Annotated in this window: 16 protein-coding genes; 1 reads left to right on the top strand and 15 read right to left on the bottom strand. The window is 67.2% G+C overall.

The window, feature by feature from the left end:
* Positions 1 to 95 precede the first annotated feature (95 nt).
* The 12 genes from IE075_RS04900 to IE075_RS04845 form a co-directional block, all read right to left on the bottom strand.
* Positions 96 to 1,868: a hypothetical protein gene (locus IE075_RS04900; RefSeq protein ID WP_189453840.1), complete on the bottom strand. Its 1,773-nt coding sequence runs from the start codon at positions 1,866 to 1,868 to the stop codon at positions 96 to 98.
* Between the two features lie 13 nt (positions 1,869 to 1,881).
* Positions 1,882 to 3,225: an O-antigen ligase family protein gene (locus IE075_RS04895; protein ID WP_189453838.1), complete on the bottom strand. Its 1,344-nt coding sequence runs from the start codon at positions 3,223 to 3,225 to the stop codon at positions 1,882 to 1,884.
* Between the two features lie 2 nt (positions 3,226 to 3,227).
* On the bottom strand, positions 3,228 to 4,412 hold the full coding sequence (locus IE075_RS04890) for a glycosyltransferase family 4 protein (protein ID WP_189453837.1): 1,185 nt from the start codon (positions 4,410 to 4,412) through the stop codon (positions 3,228 to 3,230).
* A 43-nt stretch (positions 4,413 to 4,455) separates the two neighbouring features.
* Entirely contained in the window at positions 4,456 to 5,628 is a 1,173-nt protein-coding gene (locus IE075_RS04885) for a glycosyltransferase (RefSeq protein WP_189453835.1), read from the bottom strand.
* Positions 5,618 to 6,919: a glycosyltransferase gene (locus IE075_RS04880; RefSeq protein WP_189453833.1), complete on the bottom strand. Its 1,302-nt coding sequence runs from the start codon at positions 6,917 to 6,919 to the stop codon at positions 5,618 to 5,620. The genes IE075_RS04885 and IE075_RS04880 overlap by 11 nt, the downstream gene beginning before the upstream one ends.
* Before the next feature lie 306 nt (positions 6,920 to 7,225).
* The gene (locus tag IE075_RS04875) at positions 7,226 to 8,362 is read right to left on the bottom strand and encodes a glycosyltransferase family 2 protein (RefSeq protein WP_189453831.1); all 1,137 of its coding nucleotides are present in this window, start codon (positions 8,360 to 8,362) and stop codon (positions 7,226 to 7,228) included.
* Between the two features lie 73 nt (positions 8,363 to 8,435).
* Positions 8,436 to 9,800: an outer membrane beta-barrel protein gene (locus IE075_RS04870; protein ID WP_189453829.1), complete on the bottom strand. Its 1,365-nt coding sequence runs from the start codon at positions 9,798 to 9,800 to the stop codon at positions 8,436 to 8,438.
* A 9-nt stretch (positions 9,801 to 9,809) separates the two neighbouring features.
* Positions 9,810 to 10,559, bottom strand: a complete 750-nt coding sequence (locus IE075_RS04865; RefSeq protein WP_189453827.1) for a P-loop NTPase family protein — start codon at positions 10,557 to 10,559, stop codon at positions 9,810 to 9,812.
* 9 nt (positions 10,560 to 10,568) lie between these two features.
* Entirely contained in the window at positions 10,569 to 12,131 is a 1,563-nt protein-coding gene (locus IE075_RS04860) for an XrtA system polysaccharide chain length determinant (protein ID WP_189453825.1), read from the bottom strand.
* Positions 12,132 to 12,139: 8 nt separating this feature from the next.
* Positions 12,140 to 12,754: an XrtA/PEP-CTERM system exopolysaccharide export protein gene (locus tag IE075_RS04855; RefSeq protein ID WP_189453823.1), complete on the bottom strand. Its 615-nt coding sequence runs from the start codon at positions 12,752 to 12,754 to the stop codon at positions 12,140 to 12,142.
* Positions 12,755 to 12,846: 92 nt separating this feature from the next.
* On the bottom strand, positions 12,847 to 13,854 hold the full coding sequence (locus IE075_RS04850) for an NAD-dependent epimerase (RefSeq protein ID WP_189453821.1): 1,008 nt from the start codon (positions 13,852 to 13,854) through the stop codon (positions 12,847 to 12,849).
* A gap of 26 nt (positions 13,855 to 13,880) precedes the next feature.
* Positions 13,881 to 15,167, bottom strand: a complete 1,287-nt coding sequence (locus tag IE075_RS04845) for a nucleotide sugar dehydrogenase (RefSeq protein WP_308427807.1) — start codon at positions 15,165 to 15,167, stop codon at positions 13,881 to 13,883.
* 206 nt (positions 15,168 to 15,373) lie between these two features.
* Here IE075_RS04845 and galE point away from each other — a divergent pair, with 206 nt between their 5' ends.
* Entirely contained in the window at positions 15,374 to 16,393 is a 1,020-nt protein-coding gene (gene galE / locus IE075_RS04840; protein ID WP_189453818.1) for a UDP-glucose 4-epimerase GalE, read from the top strand.
* Between the two features lie 44 nt (positions 16,394 to 16,437).
* On the opposite strand, the gene IE075_RS04835 is transcribed toward galE, so the two are convergent.
* Genes IE075_RS04835 through IE075_RS04825 form a run of 3 tightly spaced genes read right to left on the bottom strand, consistent with a single transcriptional unit; the run spans position 16,438 to position 19,509 of the window.
* Positions 16,438 to 17,316, bottom strand: coding sequence for an alpha/beta hydrolase family protein (locus IE075_RS04835; RefSeq protein ID WP_229792318.1), 879 nt, complete (start codon positions 17,314 to 17,316; stop codon positions 16,438 to 16,440).
* Positions 17,309 to 18,115, bottom strand: coding sequence for a bifunctional hydroxymethylpyrimidine kinase/phosphomethylpyrimidine kinase (gene thiD / locus IE075_RS04830; protein ID WP_189453816.1), 807 nt, complete (start codon positions 18,113 to 18,115; stop codon positions 17,309 to 17,311). Before thiD ends, IE075_RS04835 begins: the two co-directional genes overlap by 8 nt.
* Entirely contained in the window at positions 18,112 to 19,509 is a 1,398-nt protein-coding gene (locus IE075_RS04825; protein ID WP_189453814.1) for a PhoH family protein, read from the bottom strand. Before IE075_RS04825 ends, thiD begins: the two co-directional genes overlap by 4 nt.
* Positions 19,510 to 19,539: the final 30 nt, after the last annotated feature.

Here is a 19,539-nt window from a genome sequence, read left to right as displayed (position 1 = left end):
CGACAAAACGAAGTTGAAAAGCAGAATGGAGCGGCGGTTTGTGTCGCGCCGCGGCAGGTCTTGACGAACCGAGATTTCAGTCGCCGTGTCGCGGATCAATCACGCGACGTGGAGCCCGCCGTCCCATTCATTCGGCGCTGCAGATCACGCGCGACACGTGACGGTGCTCCCACCTTGTCTGCCCATGCGCTCCCCGCGCGGGGCGTGGCGTCGAACTTCGACAGCGTCGAGTTCGTGAGCTGGGGATCGCGGTTGCACTCGCTGTTGCCCGGGCAGCCGATGCCCTTGACCTGCCAGACGAGGTTGTCGGCCCAGCTCACTTCGGCCGGGGCCTCGTTCGCGTAGTAGGCCGAGCTGCGCACGCCGGGCTTGCGGAACGTGGGCGCGCCCACGAGCACGTTGTTCTGCAAGCGGATGCGCGCACTGGAGTCGCCTTCGTTCGCGCCGATGAGCGCGCCGCCTTCGCCGGTGATCGTGTTGTTACCGACGTAGACGAGATCGCCCGGCGTCAGCACCAGCTGCAGTGCGTTCCCGCCAGCGCGGCAGTGGTCGCCGTCGAGCATGGGATCGCGGCGGCTCTTGAAGAAGGCGCAACGGCCGACCAATACGGAATCCTCGACGCGCGCGTTGCCGCGAATCTTGAGCTGGTTACCTGCATTCGCGATCGCATACAGCCGGCGCACGGTCACGCGCGTGGAATCCGCTCCGTCCATGTAGCGGAAGTCGAGACCGTCGGACGTGTTGTGGTGCACGTGCGCGTCTTCGATGAGCCAGTCGCCGCCGGTGGTCTGGGTGCCCAGCCCGTCGCCGTAGCCGCCGCTCTTCTGCGCCCAGCAGGCCCACGGCTCATCGGTGCGCCAGCGCTCGGCGCAGCCGTTCCAGCCGATCTCGACATCGCGCATCACGATGCGGCCGCTGTTGGAGCTCTTGCCTTTTCCGACGTTGCCGTCCCAGCCCGCGCGCCCATTCGCGTTGATCGCCACACGCTCGAGGGTCCAGTCGCGCAACGCACCAGCATTGATACCGGTGTGCGCGAGACCGTGGATGCGAAGGTCACGTAGAAGAACATTGCGCGAATTGCGCGCGTAGAGGCCGGTGCGCGCCCAGTCGCCGTGCGGGGGCTCGGTGCGGCAGGCCGCCCCCTTGTCCGAATGCCCAGCCGCGCAATCGCTGCGGTCTGTGATTTCGAGGCCCGCGATCTCGACGTTCGCGCTGTTGTCGAGATCGATGACGCGCCGCGCGCCGCCTGAGCCCCACAGGACCGGACGGGCGCCCTTCGCGGCGACGATGCGTGTCGGCCGCTGCGGGGACGGACCGCTCGGCACTGCACTCATGTGGCAGTTCGCGCCGACACAGCCGGCCGTGCCCGGCGCGCCTTCGCCCATCATGTATTCGCCCCGGCCAATCGACAGCGTGTCGCCGCCGTCGATGCGGGCGCGGCCCGCCGGCGGCAATGCGACAAACGGATGGCTCCATGCGCAGGCGCGATCGCGACTCGATCCGCGATGCGGTGCGTCGTGCTTGCCGTCGCACTGGTCAGCGTCGCCGCCATCGGGGCGCACGTAATACGTCGTGCCGCCACGTGCTGCTGCGGTCGCAGCGCGCGCGATCGGGGAATGATCGCGTGCCATGGCCGGGCGCGGCGAGGCGACCGCATCGAACATCCCAGGCGTTGAATCGGCGCGCGTCCAGGCTCGTTCGCCGACGCTCTCGTCGGGAAGCATGCGCGCGGCAACGAGGCCGAGCGCGATCAGCAACGCGAGCGCGCCGATCTCCCACACGGGCGACGGGCTGCAGTCGATGCGGCCGGCACGCAGGCCGCCCAACAGGGCGGCCCACTTCCGGCGCAGGGCGGTCATTCCATCCATGGCGACTCCGCGATCAGTTCTGGGGCAGTCGCGACGGACCGCCCAGACCCGGCATGGTACGCGCAGCCAGCGGGAACCGGTCGACGACTCGCGCCATCGGCCACATCGCGCTCGCGGGCACCGGCTCCTGTGCCGTCACCGCTGCTGCCTTGAGCACGCCGTAGCGCTCAACCAGGCCGCACAGGATCCAGAAGCTCGCCATGATCAGGCCTTCGTAGAACGGGCTGCCGTAGACGTTGCTCAATGCCATCGAGAACACGGTGATCTTGAAGCCCAGCGCGATCGCATGCCCCTCGGAGTCTCCCGGTGGAGATGCGCGCCTGACGAACTTGGAGATCGACCACATCCGCCACAGCAGCCAGAACACCACGAGCACGCCGATAAGGCCGAGTTCCGCCCAGATGAGCACGTAGGCGTTGTGCGCGTCGCGGCCGTGGTACTCGGGTGCGTAGTCCCCAATGTGCGTGGTGAACCGGCCCAGACCGACGCCGCCGGGGTTCTCCTTCCACATCTTGTACGCGCCGTCCCAGATCTCGAGGCGGCTCGAGGTGCTGTTATCGACCGTGGCAGCGCCGGTGGCATCGACGCGACGCGTTTCCTCGACGCGCTGCACCACGCTGGCCGGCAGGTAGCTCACGGTCGCCACGAGCAGAACGCTTGCGAGCAACGCGGCGGCGATGCTGCGATGCATGAGCAGGATCAGCAGGCCCAGCAGCGCGATGAGGTAGGACTGGCGCGAATAGGTCAGCAGGATCGCGCCGGCGAGCAACAGACAGCCGATGACGCACGCGACGCGCACCGCCTTGCGGCGGTCGAAGACCGCGATCGCGGCGAGCATCGGCAGGAACATCGCGTAGAACACGCCGGCACGGTTCGCCATGTTCGCGTCGCCGAACGGACCGGTGGCGCGCTGCGTCTCGACGTACTCGCCGATGCCGTACGACAGGCCCTGCGAGATGGCTTCGACTGCAGCGACGGCTGCGACGATCACGACGAGGGTGATGAGCTGCCGCGTGCGCGTGAGGTCCTGCTTGCAGTGACGGAACACGAAGTACAGAAGCGGATAGAAGATCGCGTTCTTCAGGCGCGTGACGTCCTCGAGCGGCGTCATCATTTCGCTCGGGCCGGCGGTGAAGTAACCGAGCCCGAGGATCGCGAAGAAGACCAGCAGCGGCGCGCCGAGCTTGGACGGCGGCTGGTGCCGGGGCGACGCGCTGCGCGTGCTGAAGAGCAGCACGACCAGCAACACGAGGAACAGCAGGTTGCTGAAGTTGAGGCCGGGAATGCCCGTGTCGAGCGACACGTGCAGGGCGTTCGGCAGCAGGACGATTGCAAGCGCGAGAAGCAGATAAAGCACGGTCACACCCCCTCGCGTGCGGTCGACATCGCCGCGTTCACCGGTATGCGTTTTCCGCGGTACAGCGTCAGGATCCGATCCAGGACGCTGTCGAGCCCGCAGGTTTGTTCAATCGTTGCGCGCGCCTGCACCCCGTACTCGCGCCGCTGCGCGGCGGTCTGGTCGGCCGCGGCGCGCAGGGCGGCGGTGAGGCCGGCCGTGTCCTCAGGGTCGAACAGCCAGCCGTTGACGCCGGGCTTGACCATGTCCTCGCTGCCGCTGATGCGGCTCGCGACCATCGGCAGACCGCTGGCCATGCATTCCAGCAGTGTGTTCGACAGGCCCTCGACGAGCGAAGGCAGCACGCCGATGTCGGCGTCGGCAATCAGCGCCTCGACGTCGTTGCGGTGCCCGGTGAATTCGACGCGGTTCTGCAGGTTCAATCGCGCCGCGTGTTCGCGCAGCGGTGCGTCCTGCGAGCCGCCGCCCACGATGCGCAGCTGCGCGCTTGGATGCGTCTTCAGCAGTTCGGCGAAGGCATCGAGCAGGCGGGGCAGGTTCTTGCAACGGATCAAGCGCCCGACGTACAGGAAACGGATTGGGCCTTCGGATGCGCGCTCGGACGGTCGGAAGCGGGTGACGTCGCAGGCGTTGGGCACGGCGGCGATGCGGTCGGCCGGGATCCCGCGCGCAGCAATGCCGCGGCAGATGCGCTGGCTGATCGCCTGCCAGGCGTTCGCGCGCTTCAGGCAGAAATACTGGAAGCGGCCGATCCAGTTCGGCTTCGGCGAGAGCGTGCCGGTTTCCAGCTCGGTCGCGCTCGCCACTTTCACAACCACCTGCGGTCCACGCAGGCGGCTGCCGAGCAGCGCAGCGACGGCACCGAGGCGACGGGGCGAGTGGACGTGCCAGACGTCGTAGTGATGCCGGTGCGCGTACAAGAACAGCGCAAGCCGGGCCATCAGCCACAGGCCGCCGATGAAGTGGATATTCGGGAACGGCAGCCGGAACGCGGGGGTGCCGTCGACGCGGGCGACGTTGCCGTTGCCGGCGGGCGGCACGACGGGAGCGAAGACCGTCACCCGGTGGCCGCGGGCTCGCAGCCCACGGGCCAGCGTGCGGACCTGCGCCTCGGTTCCGCCGCCCTGCAGCGGCGGGTAGCTGCTGTCGAGGATCATGAGCACATGCAGGCGGGGGCCGTCGGTCATGGACGGACCTCCCGCACGGAGACGGTGGCAACGGTGGTCGCGATCACGTGCGGCTGTCCTCGGCGGTGCGCGACACCAGGCCTGCGGACTGCTGCCAGGAGCGGTTGCGCTGGATGCAGCGCTCGTACACCGCAGTCGTGCGCGCGACGAGTGTCGGGATGCCATAGGTGGCGCTGACGTACTCGCGCCCAGCCTGTGCGATGCGTGCGCGCCGCTCCGGGTCGGCCACGAGTTCGGCAATGCGCTCGGCGAGCGCGGCCTCGTCGTCGCTCGGGAACAGAAGGCCCGTGCGCCCGTGGTCGATCAGCTCCGGGCTGCCGCCGACCGCGGAGGCGATCACGGGGCAGGCGGCCGCCATCGATTCGAGCAGCGAGTTCGACAGGCCTTCGTGGTGCGAGGGGAGCACCAGAAAGTCCGCCGACTGCATCAGGCGCGTCGCGTCGCTGCGCTCGCCCAGGAAGTGCAGGTCGTCGCGCACGCCCGCCGCGGTGGCGAGGCTCTCGACGTGACTGCGCAGCGGACCGTCGCCGGCAAGCGCCACCCACGGGCGGCGCGCCGGCTCGAGCAGCGCAAGCGCACGCACGAGGCAGTCCAGGTTTTTCTGCGGCACGAGGCGGCCGACGTAGAGGCAGAACGCGCGGCCTTCGGGCGCCCCAATCTCAGCGCGTAGGCGCTCCTGGTCGGCCTCTGGCAGTGGCGCCGGGATCTCAACCCCGTTCGGGATCGTGTCGAAAAACGCGTGCGCAACGCCGGTGTGCTTGGCGGTGGTGTGCGCGCCTGCTTCGGAATTCGCGATCACGCCCGCGCTGCGGGTGATCACGAAGCGCTTGATCGGCCAGTACCAACGGGGCTTGCTCACCTGCTGGTTGCGCTCGGAGGCGACGAGTGGCGTCGACACGCGTGCCATGGCCTTCGCGACCACGGCCCACAGCTCCGCCGTCAGCGAGAACGAATGCACGAGATCGTAGTTGCCATTGCGCAGCACCGCGGCGAACTGGCGCAGGAAGCGCGTGTCGATGCGGCCGCGCTTGGGCACCAGGTGGACCGGGATGCCCGCGTCCTTCAACCGCTCGATCAGGAACGAATGGTTGCGGAAGTACAGCAACTCGGGCTGCCAGCGCTCGCGATCGAGGCCGGTCAGGAGATGGACGATCTGGCGTTGGCTGCCGCCGACTTCCATTTCATCGATGACAACGAGCAACTTCTTAGGCGACATCGGCGGCGGCCTTCATCATGAGTCGGTGGAGCTTGCGGGCCTCGGTGCGCGCGTCGAACTGCTGCTCGACGCGGTCACGGGCCGCACGGGAGAAACGTTCGCGCAGCGCGCGATCGGACAGCAGGCGCTGCAATGCGTCGGCGAGCGCGGCGGGATCGCGCTCGCGCACGAGCAGACCGCCTTCGCCGTTCTCGATGAGCTCGGGAATGCCCGACGTCAGGCAGCTCACGACCGGACAGCCCGAGGCCATTGCCTCCATCAGCGCGACCGGGATGCCGTCGCGGCCGCCGTCGTCGGAGACCTGGCTCGGCAACGCGAACACGGCCGCTTCGTCCAACGAAGCGCGCACGACCTCCTGCGGCTGCGCACCGGCCAGCTCAACGCGCTTCTCGAGGCCCAGAGAGCGGATCAGCGTCTCCAACTCATCGCGCAGCGGGCCGTCGCCGATGATCCGGCAGCGGAACGCGGCGCCGCGCTGGTCGAGCAGTGCGAGCGCGCGGATCAGCGTGTCGAAGCCCTTGATCGGGTGCAGGCGCCCAGTAGCGACGATGAGGTCGTCGCTGCGGCCGCCGGGCTTCCAGTCGAGCATGTCGAGATCCACACCGCAGTGGACGACGCGAAGTTTGCGGTTGGCCTCGGACGATACGTGGCGCTGGAACCATTCGACGTTGTGCTGGGAGATGGTGATTGCCAGCGCAGAATCCTCGAGCTTCGTGCGCAGCAGATGGCGGTGCAGGAAGATGTCGTGCGCGTGCGAGGTGAACCCGAACGGCCTGTCGAGCACGCGGCCCAGTGCCCAGGCCACGGTGGACGGGTAGGTGGCCCAGTGCGCGTGGATCAGCTCAGGGTCGAAACTCCGCAGCCAGTGCAGGTGCTCCAGGCCGCGGCCAAACGCCACGAGTGACTTGAGCATCGAAACGGGCTCACGCCAGGTGCCTGCGACGATGCGCGCTGCAGCGCCGAGGATACGGCCCGGTCGCGCAAGCACCTCGCCCAACACGCGGCGCGTGGCCTGCATCGCCGGCTGCGGCCAGTGCACGCGATCAAGCATTGCCGCAGCGTCGGTCTGCACGAGTCCGTCAGAGCGATCCTTGAGCGACAGGATGCGGACGTCGACGCCGTCGTCAATCAGCGTGCGCACCTCGCGAACGATGAACGTCTCCGACCATGCGGGAAACGCGGAGACGATGTACAGCACGCGCCGCGGTGCGGCGGGTGCCACGCGCGGCACTCCGCTCGGCGGCTGGGACGATGGGGTGGAATCGAGCGACGGCTTCAGTTGGGCATTCATTGGGGTCATCAAGAGGGCGCACCGGGCGACGTGTCGTAAACGCCCAACTTTCGAAACGGCCTGCGCGCATGGGCGAGGACACGCAGCGTCGGAACGGAAGGCAGCGCGTTTGCGGAAATTCAGTGCGCCGTGACGCGATTTTCACGACGCAGTGACGATTGACTTGCGTCGGCCGCTGCGGCGGGCCGCACTCGAGATGCGGAATCGCAGGTCTCCGCGACGAACGCGCAGACGAATCGTCTTGCGCACATAACGAAAAACGCCGGGCAGTGCCCGGCGTTGTCGTTGTGCGTCAGGCGGCTCTACTCAACGCACAGGCGTCCAAGTAATGACCTTCTCACCGCGCAGGAAGCGCACGATGCTGATTGCCGATGCGAGGTTCGTCAGCAGGAAGTAGTACGGCTTTGCGAGCACGCGCGAGTGACCGAGCGTTCGCAGCTGCACGAACCCGAGGCCGCCCGCGATGATCGCGGCCACCTGCAATGCCAGCATCCACAGGTACCGGCCTTGCAGCGCCAGCCCGATGGTTGCGAGCAGCGCCGCGGTGCAGAACAGCGGCGACAGATACCGCAGCAGTTTGTGTGACCACAGCTGCCACGCAAACGCGCCGAATCGCATGGGGTTGAGGAACCGGCGCTGGGCGGCGAGGGCGGAGAGGCTTCGCAGCGTGACCCGCACGCGCATCGAGAGCTCCTGGTCAGGCCGGTCGAGCGTGTCCTCATAGCAGGTCGCGTTCGGCTCGAGCACCGTGCGCATGCCCTGTTCACGCACCACCATCGCGATGACGAAATCGCTGATGAGCTCGGGCGCGATCGGTCGATACGCGCTGCGACGCACGCCGTAGAGACACCCGCTCACGCCGATCAGCGAACCGAGCCGGCTTTCGGCCAGTCGGAGCGCCGTTTCGTAGCCCCAGTAGGACGTGCCGCCCTTACCGGTCGCGTCGTCCTGCTTGGCCACGTACGTGAGGCGGCCTGCCACGGCGCCCACTTCCGGATCATGGAAGTTGCGGGCGATCGCACGCAGTGCGTTCGACTCGAGGATCGTCGTCGCGTCGGTAAACACGAGAATTTCGCCAGTCGCGGCGGCGGCCGCCGCGTTCTGCGACCCGGTCTTGCCGACGCGTCCTTCGACGCGCAGCAGGCGGACATTCGGCGCCGTGTACTCGCGCACGATGCGGTCCGTGGCATCCGTCGAGCCGTCGGACGCGACGATGACATCGAGCTGATCGGGCGGGTAATCGAGTTCAAGCACGTTGCGGAGCTTTTCCGCGATGTGCGCTTCCTCGTTGTATGCCGTGATGATCAGCGTGATCGACGGCGTCCAGCCCCCCTGATCGACAGGGCGGCCGAACACCTTCCCGAACGCCATGGCGAGCACGGGGTAACCGGCGTAGATATACGCCAGGATCAGCAGGGAAGCCCAGAGCACGCTCTCGAGCATGGGAAAAACCTCATCAATGCGTAAGCGGCGTCGCCGGCGGAGCCGATGACGCCGTGCGGCGCTTGCGCGTCGCTTAGCGGCGGTAGCTCAAACTCACCATCACCGCGTTCTCGTCGTAGCTGCGGCCCAGCTCGGTGCTCTCGCGGGTGCGATGCTCCAGGTCCACGCGGCCGGTCCATTTGCGGGTGAACCGATGGCTGACGCCGATGCCTGCGGTCCAGTCCTCGTCCTCGCGGCCGCTGATCTGGTACTCGCGGCTCGAGTTCGCCCCGTATACCGACAACGTCGTGCGCGGCTTGAGCCGGTAATCCAGGTCCGCGATCACGCCGCTGCGGCGCTGGTCTTCGACAAAGCCTTCGACGTAGCTCATGCGCCGCTCGAACGGTGCGACGCGCAGATCCAGTCGGGCGCCGTCGTACGCATACCGGGCCCGCACGAGGCGTTCGCGGAACACGTTCGGCTCGACGATCGAATCCGAGGCACGGAAGTCGTTGAAGTCGCGCGTGCGGCGATCAAGACCGAAGTCGAGGTCCCGCGTGTTGATCAGGTAGTCCGCGGCATCGCTGAGCTGATGACGCACCGTGACCCCGAACACACTGCGAGCGGACGCACGCCAGTTGAGCGTGATGCGCCCGAGCGGGTAGGACTCTTCGAACTGTACGCCCGCGACCGGTGCGCGCCGCGACTCGAGCTTCGAATAGCCCAGGTCCACCTCGAGGTCGAGGCGACGACGGTCGGCGGCATACGACACATAGCCGTCGTACCGCCGGTAGTCGGCTGCGCGATTGGGCATGTCGAAGTCGACATCGAGGACTTCGGCGTTGACGCCGACGTTCGATGACGGGCTGAGCTCATGCAGCACACGCAGCGCGCCGCTGTAGCGCTGGCTGTCGAACTCCGGGCTTTCCTCGGCATAGCTGTCGATAAAGCGCAAATCGACCTGGCCGCGGGTGACGGGGCTGAAGCGGGCGTACAGCGTAGGGCCGGCCACGAACACGTTGACCTGTTGTTCGTTCGCAGGCGTGAAAGCCGAGAACTGGTTGACCGGCAGCAGGCTCAGCGAGTCCTGCACGACGAAGTCCAGGCGCTGCGGAATCACGCTCCAGTCCAGGCGGCCGTTGAAACGTCCGCGCACCTGGTCTTCAAACGTGTCGTCGATGTAGGTGCGGTACTCGACGTTGCCCTGAGCCGCCAGCCGCAAGCGGCTGCCAGCTTGTTCGGCGCTGAACCACAGGCGTGGGGCGACGACGGTGTCGCTGACCTCGTCCTGGTCCCGGCGCGCGATGTTGTCGCTGTGCTGTGCGGCCACGCCGACTTCGTAATCGACGTCGAACGCATTCGAGTGGCCCGGTACGACCGAGGCCAAGGCCAGGCACAGCGTGGTTTTCGCCAGGCCGGCGTAACGCCGCCGGCCCTGCGCGATCTCCTGCTTTTTCATTCGGTCACCTCAAACGTCTTCGTTGAAGACGACACCGGCGAACTTGTTGGGGTCGAAGTTCGCCGCGGCGCGCGCGATGTCTTCGGCACTGTCGCGTCCGTAGCCGGCGACGAGCACGACCACGTCGGCAATCTCCGACAGGATCCGCGCGTCCGGCGCGCCGCGGACGGCCGGGCCGTCCAGGAACAGGTAGCGGTCCGGGTAGCGGCTGCGCAGCGAGTCGATCAACAGCCGCATGCGGAACGACGAGAAGTACTCGGCGTGGCGCGTGGGGCGGCCGCCGGCCGGGATCAGGCGCAGGCGCGGCACGCCGGTTTCGTAGAGGATGTCCGACACGAGCGTGGCGGGATTCTCCAGGTAGCTCAGCAGGCCGCCGTTCTTGGCTTCGACGTGCATCGTGGTGTGCTGGCTCGGCTTGCGCAGGTCGCAGTCGACGAGCACGGCGCTCTTGGACTCGTCGAAGGCCACCGAAGCAGCCAGGTTGCGCGCGACGAAGCTCGCGCCGCTGCCGGGGCTCACCGGCACCACGAGGGTGACGATGTTCTGGTCACCGGCAACGGACAGCAGGCGCGTCCGGATGTCGCGGAACGCGTCGACCATCGGCTGCGCCGCTTCGTCGTCGGGCACGAGCAGCGCGTACTCGCGCATCTGCGCCGGCGTCAGCGCGGTGCTTTCCTGCACCTGCACGATGGAGCGGTCGGCCGGATACTGCTCGGCCACGCGGTCTTCGGATTTCGAAAGGGTATCGGGGCTGGTCATGGGCACGGCCTATCGAAGAATCATGGCGAGGGCATAGGCCACCGGCACGGCCAGCAGCAACAGGATCGCGAGCTTGTGCTGTTTGCCCTGCTTGCGCTGCGGCGCGGCCGAGTGGCGAGCCTTGGCGCCGGCCGGGATCGTGCCGAGGACGGGCAAGCCGGCCACCTGCTCGATCTGCGAGGCGGAGCGAACGCGCGGGTCGAAGCGCACCCAGCCGTACAACAGCAGCGCCGGGATCAGAACGGCGAGCAGCAGGCCGCCCGAAGCGAACTGGGTCAGGCTCATGCCCGTGGCTTTCATCGGCAGGTTTGCCGGCTCCTGCACACGGAAGTTGAGACCGCCCTTCTGCGCATCGAGGTTCATCGACAGGCGTGCGTTCTCACGACGCTCGAGGAGATCCTGGTACAGCGTGCGGTTCAGCTCGAAGTTACGGGTGAGATCGGCCAGTTCACCGCCGAGCGCCGCCACTTTCTGCAGGCGTGCGAGCTCTTTCTCGATGAGGTTCCGGCTTGCCGCGACGCGCGAGGCCGACGCCGAGCTCATGCTCTGCGCCTCCGCCATGCGGGTGCGCACGCCGCTGTACTCCGGGCTCGCCGCCATCGACGCGGACGATCCGACGGGAGCACCGCCGCCGCTGCGCATCTGCCGCTGCACATCGGCGATCTGGTTCTGGATGCGGACCATATCGGGATGGCGGTCGGTGACCGTGCCGGAGAGCTTGTCGCGCTCGGCCTGCAGCTCCATGAGGCGACCGCGGAGCGCATTTGGGCGCGCCTGGGTCGTGGCCATGGTGCTCTCACGCGAGAGGTGCGAGTTCCACACGCCCGCGCGGGTCTGCTGGTCGGCCAAGTCGAGCGTGGCGCGGTCCAACTCCGTCTGCAGCATGCTGATGCGCTGCGTGACGTCTTCCTGGTCGCCGAGCATCACTTCCGGATGCGCCTTGCGGTACGCGGCAAGCTTGTTTTCGGCGGACGTCAGGCGCTTGTGGTAGTCGCTCACCTGCGAGTCGAGGAAGCGGAAGGCCGAGCGGCTTTCGCGTTCCTTGGTGCGGTGGCTTTCCTCGATGACGAGGTCCGCGAACTTCTGCGCGATGAGCTGCGCCCGCTGCGGATCGGAATCGCTGTAGCGGATTTCGATCAGCTTGAGGTTCTTCTGCGGATTCTCGATCGACGTGCGCGCGGTGATCTGGTCGACGATCTGCGCACGTTCCTTCGGCGACGGGTTTTCTTCCAGCCAGCCGCCGAACTTGAGGATCTCGTTCATTACGCGGCTGCTGAAAGCGACCTCACGGGCAACCGCAGCGCGGTCGACCATGTTCGTCGGCGTCGTGCGGCCCTTGAGCAGCGGCTCGATGATGTTCGCCTCCTCGACCAGCAGCGTGGTCGAGGAGGTGTACATCTTCGGCGTGCTCAGGCCGATGGCCAGCACCACGAGCGCAATCGCCGCGAACACCGCGGCCAGCCAAACGGAACGGCGCTTGGCCTCCTTGGCGACCACGGGAAGCATCGCGACTGCAGCCGGGAGCCGGTTGTCCGACCCTCTCCATTCGACAAGTTGGGTATTCACGGTCATGCCTTCACTCAGAGGGTGCGTTCGGGAACGACGATCACGTCACCGGGAGCGACCTTGTAGTTCGAACCGAGATCGCCCTGGTTGAGCACGCTGTCGAGCCGGAGCTGATACGTGCCGGTGTTTTCGCCATTCTTGCGATGCAGGCTGGCGCGGTCAGAGGCGGCGAACTCGGTCGGGCCACCGGCAGCGAGCACGGCGTCGAGAACGGTCATGCCCTGGCGGTACGGGATCGACACCGGGGTGCGCACGGCGCCGGTCACGCGAACGCGCGACAGGTATTCGTGGCTGTTGAGCTCGGTGAGGATGACGGCGACCTGCGGGTCGACGACGTAGGTGCCGAGCTTCTTCTCGATGTCGTCGGCGACTTCGGACGGCGAGCGACCGCCGGCCTGGATGTCACCGACGAGCGGGACCGAGATCATGCCGTCCGGACGAACCGGGGCCTTGGTGCTGAGATCGGGATTGCGCCAGACCGAGACCTCAACGACGTCATCGACGCCGATGCGGTAGGCCTCATTCGTCATTGCCGACGAATCCGGCGGCGCCGAGGTATCGCCACCGGTGGTGGCGCATGCGGAAAGCAGAGCGGTAAGCGAGAGAGCGAGCAGGCCGGAGTGTTTCATGATAGGCGGGTCCTTTCCGACATTGGGGTGTGTCCGTTTGTTGAACGGGGCCCAAGCGGAAGGCCGGCCACCGGCCGAGCCTGCTCGTTAACTCAAACGTTATAAAACGCGCGATACCACTCCACGAAACGCGAAATACCCGTTTCGATCGTGGTTTGCGGGGTGTATCCGGTGTCGCGCTGGAGCGCGACCACGTCTGCGCAGGTGTCCGGCACGTCGCCCGGCTGCAGGGGCAGCAGGTTGAGCTCGGCTTTCTTCCCGAGTGCCGATTCGAGCACCTCGATGTAACGCATGAGCTCCACCGGCCGGTGGTTGCCGATGTTGTACACGCGGTACGGCGCGCTCGACGTCGCGGGCGTGGGGTTGAGCGGGTCGAACGTGGGGTCCGGCCCCGGCACGCGGTCCAGCGTGCGGATCACGCCCTCGACGATGTCGTCGATGTACGTGAAGTCACGCGAGTGCTTGCCGTGGTTGAACACGTCGATCGGCTTGCCCGCGATGATGTTGCGGGTGAACAGGAACAGCGCCATGTCCGGCCGGCCCCATGGGCCGTACACCGTGAAAAAGCGCAGGCCCGTCGTGGGCAGCCCGAACAGATGGCTGTACGTGTGCGCCATCAGCTCGTTCGATTTCTTGCTCGCCGCGTACAGGCTGACCGGGTGGTCGACGCTGTCCTCAACCGCAAACGGCAGCTTCTTGTTCGAGCCGTACACGGAACTCGACGATGCGTACACGAGGTGTTCGACGCCGTTGTGCCGGCACGCTTCGAGGATATGCAGGAAGCCGACGATGTTCGCGTCGATGTACGCACGCGGGTTTTCCAGCGAATACCGCACGCCCGCCTGGGCGGCGAGGTTGACCACCCGCTCAGGCTTGAAGTCCGCGAACACGCGATCGACCGCGTCGCGGTCCTCGAGCGACGCACGCTCGAAGCGGAATCGCTCGCGCGGAAGGAGGCGCGCCAGGCGCGCCTCCTTGAGCTTGGGATCGTAATAATCGTTGAGATTATCGAAGCCGAGCACCTCGTCGCCGCGTTCGAGCAGGCGTTCGCTGAGCTTGGATCCGATGAAGCCGGCTGCGCCGGTGACGAGAATGCGCATCGCGCGGGTTTACTCCTGGAAATGGATTACAAGCAGCCGTCGACGGTCTCGCGGCCGAGTGCGTGCTTGACGTCGAACAGCACCGCGTTCTCGGTGCCGAAGCGGCGGATGCCGTCGGAACCGAGCTTGACGAAGTCGCGGTGCGGCACGGCGAGGATGATCGCATCGTAGGCGCCTGCTTCGGGCTTCTCGACGAGGTCGAGGCCGTACTCGTGCTTGGCGAGCTTCGCGCTGACCCACGGGTCGTGCACGTCGACGTCGACGTTGAACGTCTGCAGCTCGTCGATGATGTCCACGACCTTGGTGTTGCGCAGGTCCGGGCAGTTTTCCTTGAACGCGAGGCCCAGGATCAGCACGCGCGCGCCGTTCGTGCGCTTGCCGCCGGCCATCAGCCGGATTACGCGCTGTGCGACGTGGCTGCCCATGCAGTCGTTGATGCGGCGACCGGCGAGGATCATCTCCGGGTGGTGGCCGATCTGCTGCGCCTTGTGGGTCAGGTAGTACGGGTCGACGCCGATGCAGTGACCGCCGACGAGGCCGGGACGGAACGGCAGGAAGTTCCACTTCGTGCCTGCGGCTTCCAGCACTTCATGGGTGTCCATGTCGAGCTTGTGGAAGATCAGCGCGAGCTCGTTGATCAGTGCGATGTTGACGTCGCGCTGGATGTTCTCGATGACCTTGGCCGCCTCGGCGACGCGGATGCTCGACGCCTTGTGGGTGCCGGCCTGGATGATGCGCGCATAGAGCGCATCGACAAACTCCGCAGCTTCCGAAGTCGAACCCGAGGTGACCTTCATGATCGTCTCGAGGCGGTGCTCGTGATCGCCCGGGTTGATGCGCTCCGGGCTGTAACCCGCGAAGAAGTCCTCGTTGAACGTGAGGCCGGACTCGCGCTCGAGGATCGGCACGCAGACTTCTTCGGTCGCGCCCGGGTACACGGTCGATTCGTAGATCGCGATCGCGCCCTTGCTGAGCGCGCGGCCGACAGTGCGGCTCGCGGACTCGAGCGGCGTGAGGTCCGGACGCTTGTACTCGTCGATCGGCGTGGGGACGGTCACGATGAAGACGTTGCACTGCTTGAGTGCTTCGACGTCGTGGGAGAACGTGAGCTTGTCGGCGGCGCGCAGGGCGTCGGGCGTCACTTCGAGCGTGTGGTCCTCGAAGCGCTGCAGCTCGGCGACGCGCTCGGCGTCGATGTCGAAACCGAGCGTCGGCAATTGACGGCCGAACGCGGCGGCGAGGGGAAGGCCGACATAGCCGAGGCCGATGACGGCAATGCGGATCTGGTCTTGCGATGGCAGCTGAGCTGTCATGATGGCGGAGGTCTCCAACGGGGTCGGTCGGGCGTAGGGCGTGCGAAAGCGGGCCGCGCGGCATGGACCGCGGGCGCCGTGCACGCGGCTTTCGCCCCTACAGGCTGTCGATACGTAGAATCCCGCCTCGACCGGCAAGCCCCGCACGATAGCCGGTCTCACCCGCGGCGTACGTTCATCCTGGGAACCTCTCAACGGACCTCGAAATGCGCATTCTCGTGACCGGCGGCGCCGGCTATATCGGCGCCCACACCTGCGTCGAGCTCGTCGAGCGCGGCCACGACGTCGTCATCGTGGACAACTTCGTCAACAGTTCGCGCGGCGTGATGGAGCGCCTGCAGACGCTCACCGGCCGCGATATCCCGGTCCACGAGGTCGACCTGCGGGACACCGATGCACTGCGCGCGATCCTGCAGGGCGGTGGTTTCGACGCCGTGATCCACTTCGCCGCGCTCAAGGCGGTCGGCGAATCGTGCGCGAAGCCGCTGCTGTATTTCGACAACAACATCGGCGGCACGATCTCGCTGTTGCAGGCCATGCAGGACGCCGGCGTGCGCCGCCTGGTCTTCAGCTCATCGGCCACCGTCTATGGCGATCCCGCCACGGTGCCGGTGCAGGAGGATGCGCCGCTGCAGGTCACCAACCCCTACGGCCGCACCAAGCTCGTGATGGAACAGCTGCTCGGCGACCTGTGCGAGTCCGACGAGTCCTTCCGCGTCGCGAACCTGCGCTATTTCAATCCGGTGGGCGCGCACCCGTCGGGCTTGATCGGCGAGGACCCGAGCGGCATTCCGAACAATCTGATGCCGTTCGTATGCCAGGTCGCGGTCGGTCGTCGCGAGAAGCTGCAGGTCTTCGGCGACGATTACCCCACGCCCGATGGCACCGGCGTGCGCGACTACATCCACGTCGTCGACCTCGCGCGTGCGCACGTCGATGCGCTCGAGTACCTGCGCCGCGAGGACCGCAGCGTGACCGTGAACCTGGGCACCGGCCGCGGCGTGAGCGTGCTCGACCTCGTCAATGCGTTCGCCAAGGCGAGCGGGCGCGAGATCCCGTACCAGATCGTGGCGCGTCGCCCGGGCGACGTCGCGGCGGTCTATGCCGACCCCGCGCTTGCGGAGCGGCTGCTCGGCTGGAAGGCGGAACTGGACGTCGATGCCATGTGCCGCGACGCGTGGCGCTGGCAGTCCAGCAACCCGAACGGTTACACCGAAGCGGCCTGAGCCGATGGGTCAAAGCCGGCTGCCGCAGGGGCGGCCGGTGACGCTCAGCGCGCGCCCGTGTCCAGCGACGCGACCAGTGCGCTGGCCACCGCGTCCGGCCGATCCATCCAGCCGAAATGGTCGCTGCGGGTGCCGAGCGCGGCATCGTCGAGCGTTGCCACCCGCGCTCGCGCCTGCGGCATCTTGATGAGAAGTGCCTGCAACGAAGAGCCGGGCGCGAGCCAGTCGCGTTGAAACACCACTCCCGTAGTGCACGCCGAGACGCGCGCGAGCGCCGGTTCCAGGTCCACATCGAGCCCGCGGGCGCCGTAGCGGCCGGACAGCGCGCTGCGCGACCAATCGCGCATCACGCCGCGCGCCTCGCGGCCGCCGAAGCCGATGCGCCGGCCGGGCAGGGCGCCGCACCGGTCCGCAAGCCACGGCAGCAACCGGTACGCAAACGGGAGCAGCCGACGCTGGGGAGCCGGAAACGCCCGCCAGTTCGGCGATCCGCTGGCGACGAGCCACAGCTGCGTCGCTTCGTGCGGCGCGAGGGCCAGCCGGCACGATGCAAGCTGACCGCCGAGACTGTGCCCGCCGATCACATGGACCGGCGATTGGGCTCCACTTCGCGCCAGTGACGCGTCGACAGCGCGCCGGCTCGCAGCGAGGTCGATCGTGAGCAGTTCGCGATAACCCCAGTTGCAGGACCGCCCGGCCCGTAGGCTGCTCGAGCCGTGTCCCCGCCATTCGTGGATAAACGTCACGACGCCTTGCTTCGCAAGCGCCGCAGCAAGCGGGCCGTAGTGCCGCGCTGCAACGCCGAGCGCCGGGAGCCACAGCAGCGCGGCGCGAGGCCGCGACACGTCATGGACGAGCAAATCCCAGCGGTGGCCGTCCGCAGCCTCCACGGGCAGCGGGTGCAGACCCGCGCCTTCAGTCACGTGGCGCCGCGCCGAAATGATCGAGCACGATGACGTCGCCAAGACCGGGGCGGTAACCGGCCAGAAGCGCTTCGTGCACGTAGTCCGCCGCCGAGCGGCAGGAATCGAGTAGGGCGGACCCGCGGCACAGCCGCGCCGCCACCGCTGAGGCGAGCGTGCAGCCAGTGCCGTGCGCGGAGACGTCGAGTCGCGCGTGGCTCATCGGGTGCACATCGCCGCGATCGTCGAGCAGGTCGAGGACATCGTTGCCGTCGTCCAGATGCCCGCCTTTCAGGAGCACTGCAGCCGGCCCCAGCGCACGAAGCGGCTCGAGCGCGGCACGCATGGCTTCGCGCGAATCGATGCGCGCGCCGAGCAACAGCTCCGCCTCGGGCAGGTTCGGCGTTGCAACCGTCGCGAGCGGCAGCAGATAGGTCCGCAGTGCGTCGAGCGCGTCCGCCTGGAGCAGCGCCGCACCGGAGGTCGCCACCATCACCGGGTCGAGCACCACGTGGGCAGGTCGGTATCGCTCGATCGCGTCGGCCACCGCGCGGATGACCTCCGCGTTGGCGAGCATCCCGAGCTTGACCGCGCGCACGTCGAAGTCCTCGAAGCACGCATCGATCTGTGCCCGCAGGAACCCCGTGTCGGGCACGTGCACGGCCGTGACGCCGCGCGTGTGCTGGGCCGTCAGCGCGGCAAGCGCGCTGAGGCCGTGCACGCGGTGTGCGGCGAAGGTCTTGAGGTCGGCCTGGATGCCCGCACCGCCGCCCGAGTCGGAACCCGCGATCGTGAGCGCACTGGCGACCCGTGCCGTCACAGCACTTCCGAAGCGAAATCCGCGAGTCGCGAACGCTCGCCGCGCCGCAGCGTGATGTGCGCGCTGTGCGCCCAGTTCTTGAACCGGTCCACCGCGTACGTCAGGCCTGACGTCGTCTCGGTGAGGTAGGGCGTGTCGATCTGCTCGACGTTGCCGAGGCACACGATCTTCGTGCCTGGACCGGCGCGCGTAATCAGCGTTTTCATCTGCTTCGGCGTGAGGTTCTGCGCCTCGTCGAGGATCAGCCAGCGGGCCAGGAACGTGCGGCCGCGCATGAAGTTCATCGAGCGGATCTTGATGCGGCTCGCGAGCAGGTCGTTCGTCGCTGCGCGGCCCCAGCTGCCGCCCTGCTGATCATGGGTGAGCACTTCGAGGTTGTCGGTCAGCGCGCCCATCCACGGCGTCATCTTTTCTTCCTCCGTGCCGGGCAGGAAGCCGATGTCCTCGCCGACGCTCACCGTCGCGCGGGTCATGATGATCTCGCGGTAACGCTGCTGGTCCATCGTCTGCGCGAGGCCTGCCGCGAGCGCGAGCAGCGTCTTGCCGGTGCCCGCCGTACCGAGCAGGGTCACGAAGTCGATCTCGGGATCCATGAGCGCATTGAGTGCGAAATTTTGTTCGCGGTTACGCGCAAGAACGCCCCACACTGCGTGCTTCTGGTCGCGGAAGTCGTCCACGATCTGCAGCGTCACGCGTGTCTCGGTGACCTTCGAAACCCGCAGTTCGGACTCCCCGTCGCCGGGCAGGTAGAGGAACTGGTTCGGATACCAGTCGTCGTCCTCGCGCGGCGTAATCTCATAGAAGGTGCGGCCGCGCTCCGTCCACGACTTCAGGTCCTTCCCGTAGCGCTGCCAGAAGTCCTCCGGCAGCTCGGTCACGCCGGTGTACAGCAGGCTGAAATCGTCGAGCGCGCGGTCGTTCTCGTAGTCCTCGGACTCGATGCCGGCGATCGTCGCCTTGATGCGCAGGTTGATGTCCTTGGATACGAACACCACCGGCACATCGGGCTGCTGCTCCTTGAGCGCGAGGATGGCGCCCAGGATGTGGTTGTCCGGAATCACCGCACCGAAGTGCTTGCCCGCGTCGAAGTCTTGCATCTGGAAGCGCAGGCGGCCCGCGCTCGGCGCACCGCGCAGCTGGATGCCCTGGGGCCGGTCCAGCGGGATGCCGCCCGCAATCGCGCCGGTGCCCGCCGCCTGCACGAGCTCATTGAGGAAGCGGCTCACCTGGCGGGCGTTGCGGCTCGCCTCCGATGTGCCTTTCTTGCCGTTGTCGAGCTCCTCGATCACCTGCATCGGCAGGTAGACGTCGTGCTCCTCGAAGCGGAACAGAGCGGTCGGGTCGTGCATGAGCACGTTGGTATCGAGGACGTAGATGCGCTTGCTGCGGGTCATGCGGACTCCTGGGTGGACGCACGGACAGAC

This window comes from Cognatilysobacter bugurensis, from assembly GCF_014652095.1.
Classification (GTDB): domain Bacteria; phylum Pseudomonadota; class Gammaproteobacteria; order Xanthomonadales; family Xanthomonadaceae; genus Cognatilysobacter; species Cognatilysobacter bugurensis.
The sequence above is the reverse complement of the archived record's forward strand: the minus strand, read 5'-3'. Positions and strand labels throughout refer to the sequence as shown.

Excerpts from the sequence above, each read along its gene's own strand:
- IE075_RS04900 (WP_189453840.1), bottom strand. The coding sequence starts at position 1,868 with ATGGATGGAATGACCGCCCTGCGCCGGAAGTGGGCCGCCCTGTTGGGC.
- IE075_RS04890 (WP_189453837.1), bottom strand. The coding sequence starts at position 4,412 with ATGACCGACGGCCCCCGCCTGCATGTGCTCATGATCCTCGACAGCAGC.
- IE075_RS04885 (WP_189453835.1), bottom strand. The coding sequence starts at position 5,628 with ATGTCGCCTAAGAAGTTGCTCGTTGTCATCGATGAAATGGAAGTCGGC.
- IE075_RS04880 (WP_189453833.1), bottom strand. The coding sequence starts at position 6,919 with ATGAATGCCCAACTGAAGCCGTCGCTCGATTCCACCCCATCGTCCCAG.
- IE075_RS04875 (WP_189453831.1), bottom strand. The coding sequence starts at position 8,362 with ATGCTCGAGAGCGTGCTCTGGGCTTCCCTGCTGATCCTGGCGTATATC.
- IE075_RS04870 (WP_189453829.1), bottom strand. The coding sequence starts at position 9,800 with ATGAAAAAGCAGGAGATCGCGCAGGGCCGGCGGCGTTACGCCGGCCTG.
- IE075_RS04865 (WP_189453827.1), bottom strand. The coding sequence starts at position 10,559 with ATGACCAGCCCCGATACCCTTTCGAAATCCGAAGACCGCGTGGCCGAG.
- IE075_RS04860 (WP_189453825.1), bottom strand. The coding sequence starts at position 12,131 with ATGACCGTGAATACCCAACTTGTCGAATGGAGAGGGTCGGACAACCGG.
- IE075_RS04855 (WP_189453823.1), bottom strand. The coding sequence starts at position 12,754 with ATGAAACACTCCGGCCTGCTCGCTCTCTCGCTTACCGCTCTGCTTTCC.
- IE075_RS04850 (WP_189453821.1), bottom strand. The coding sequence starts at position 13,854 with ATGCGCATTCTCGTCACCGGCGCAGCCGGCTTCATCGGATCCAAGCTC.
- IE075_RS04845 (WP_308427807.1), bottom strand. The coding sequence starts at position 15,167 with ATGACAGCTCAGCTGCCATCGCAAGACCAGATCCGCATTGCCGTCATC.
- galE (WP_189453818.1), top strand. The coding sequence starts at position 15,374 with ATGCGCATTCTCGTGACCGGCGGCGCCGGCTATATCGGCGCCCACACC.
- IE075_RS04825 (WP_189453814.1), bottom strand. The coding sequence starts at position 19,509 with ATGACCCGCAGCAAGCGCATCTACGTCCTCGATACCAACGTGCTCATG.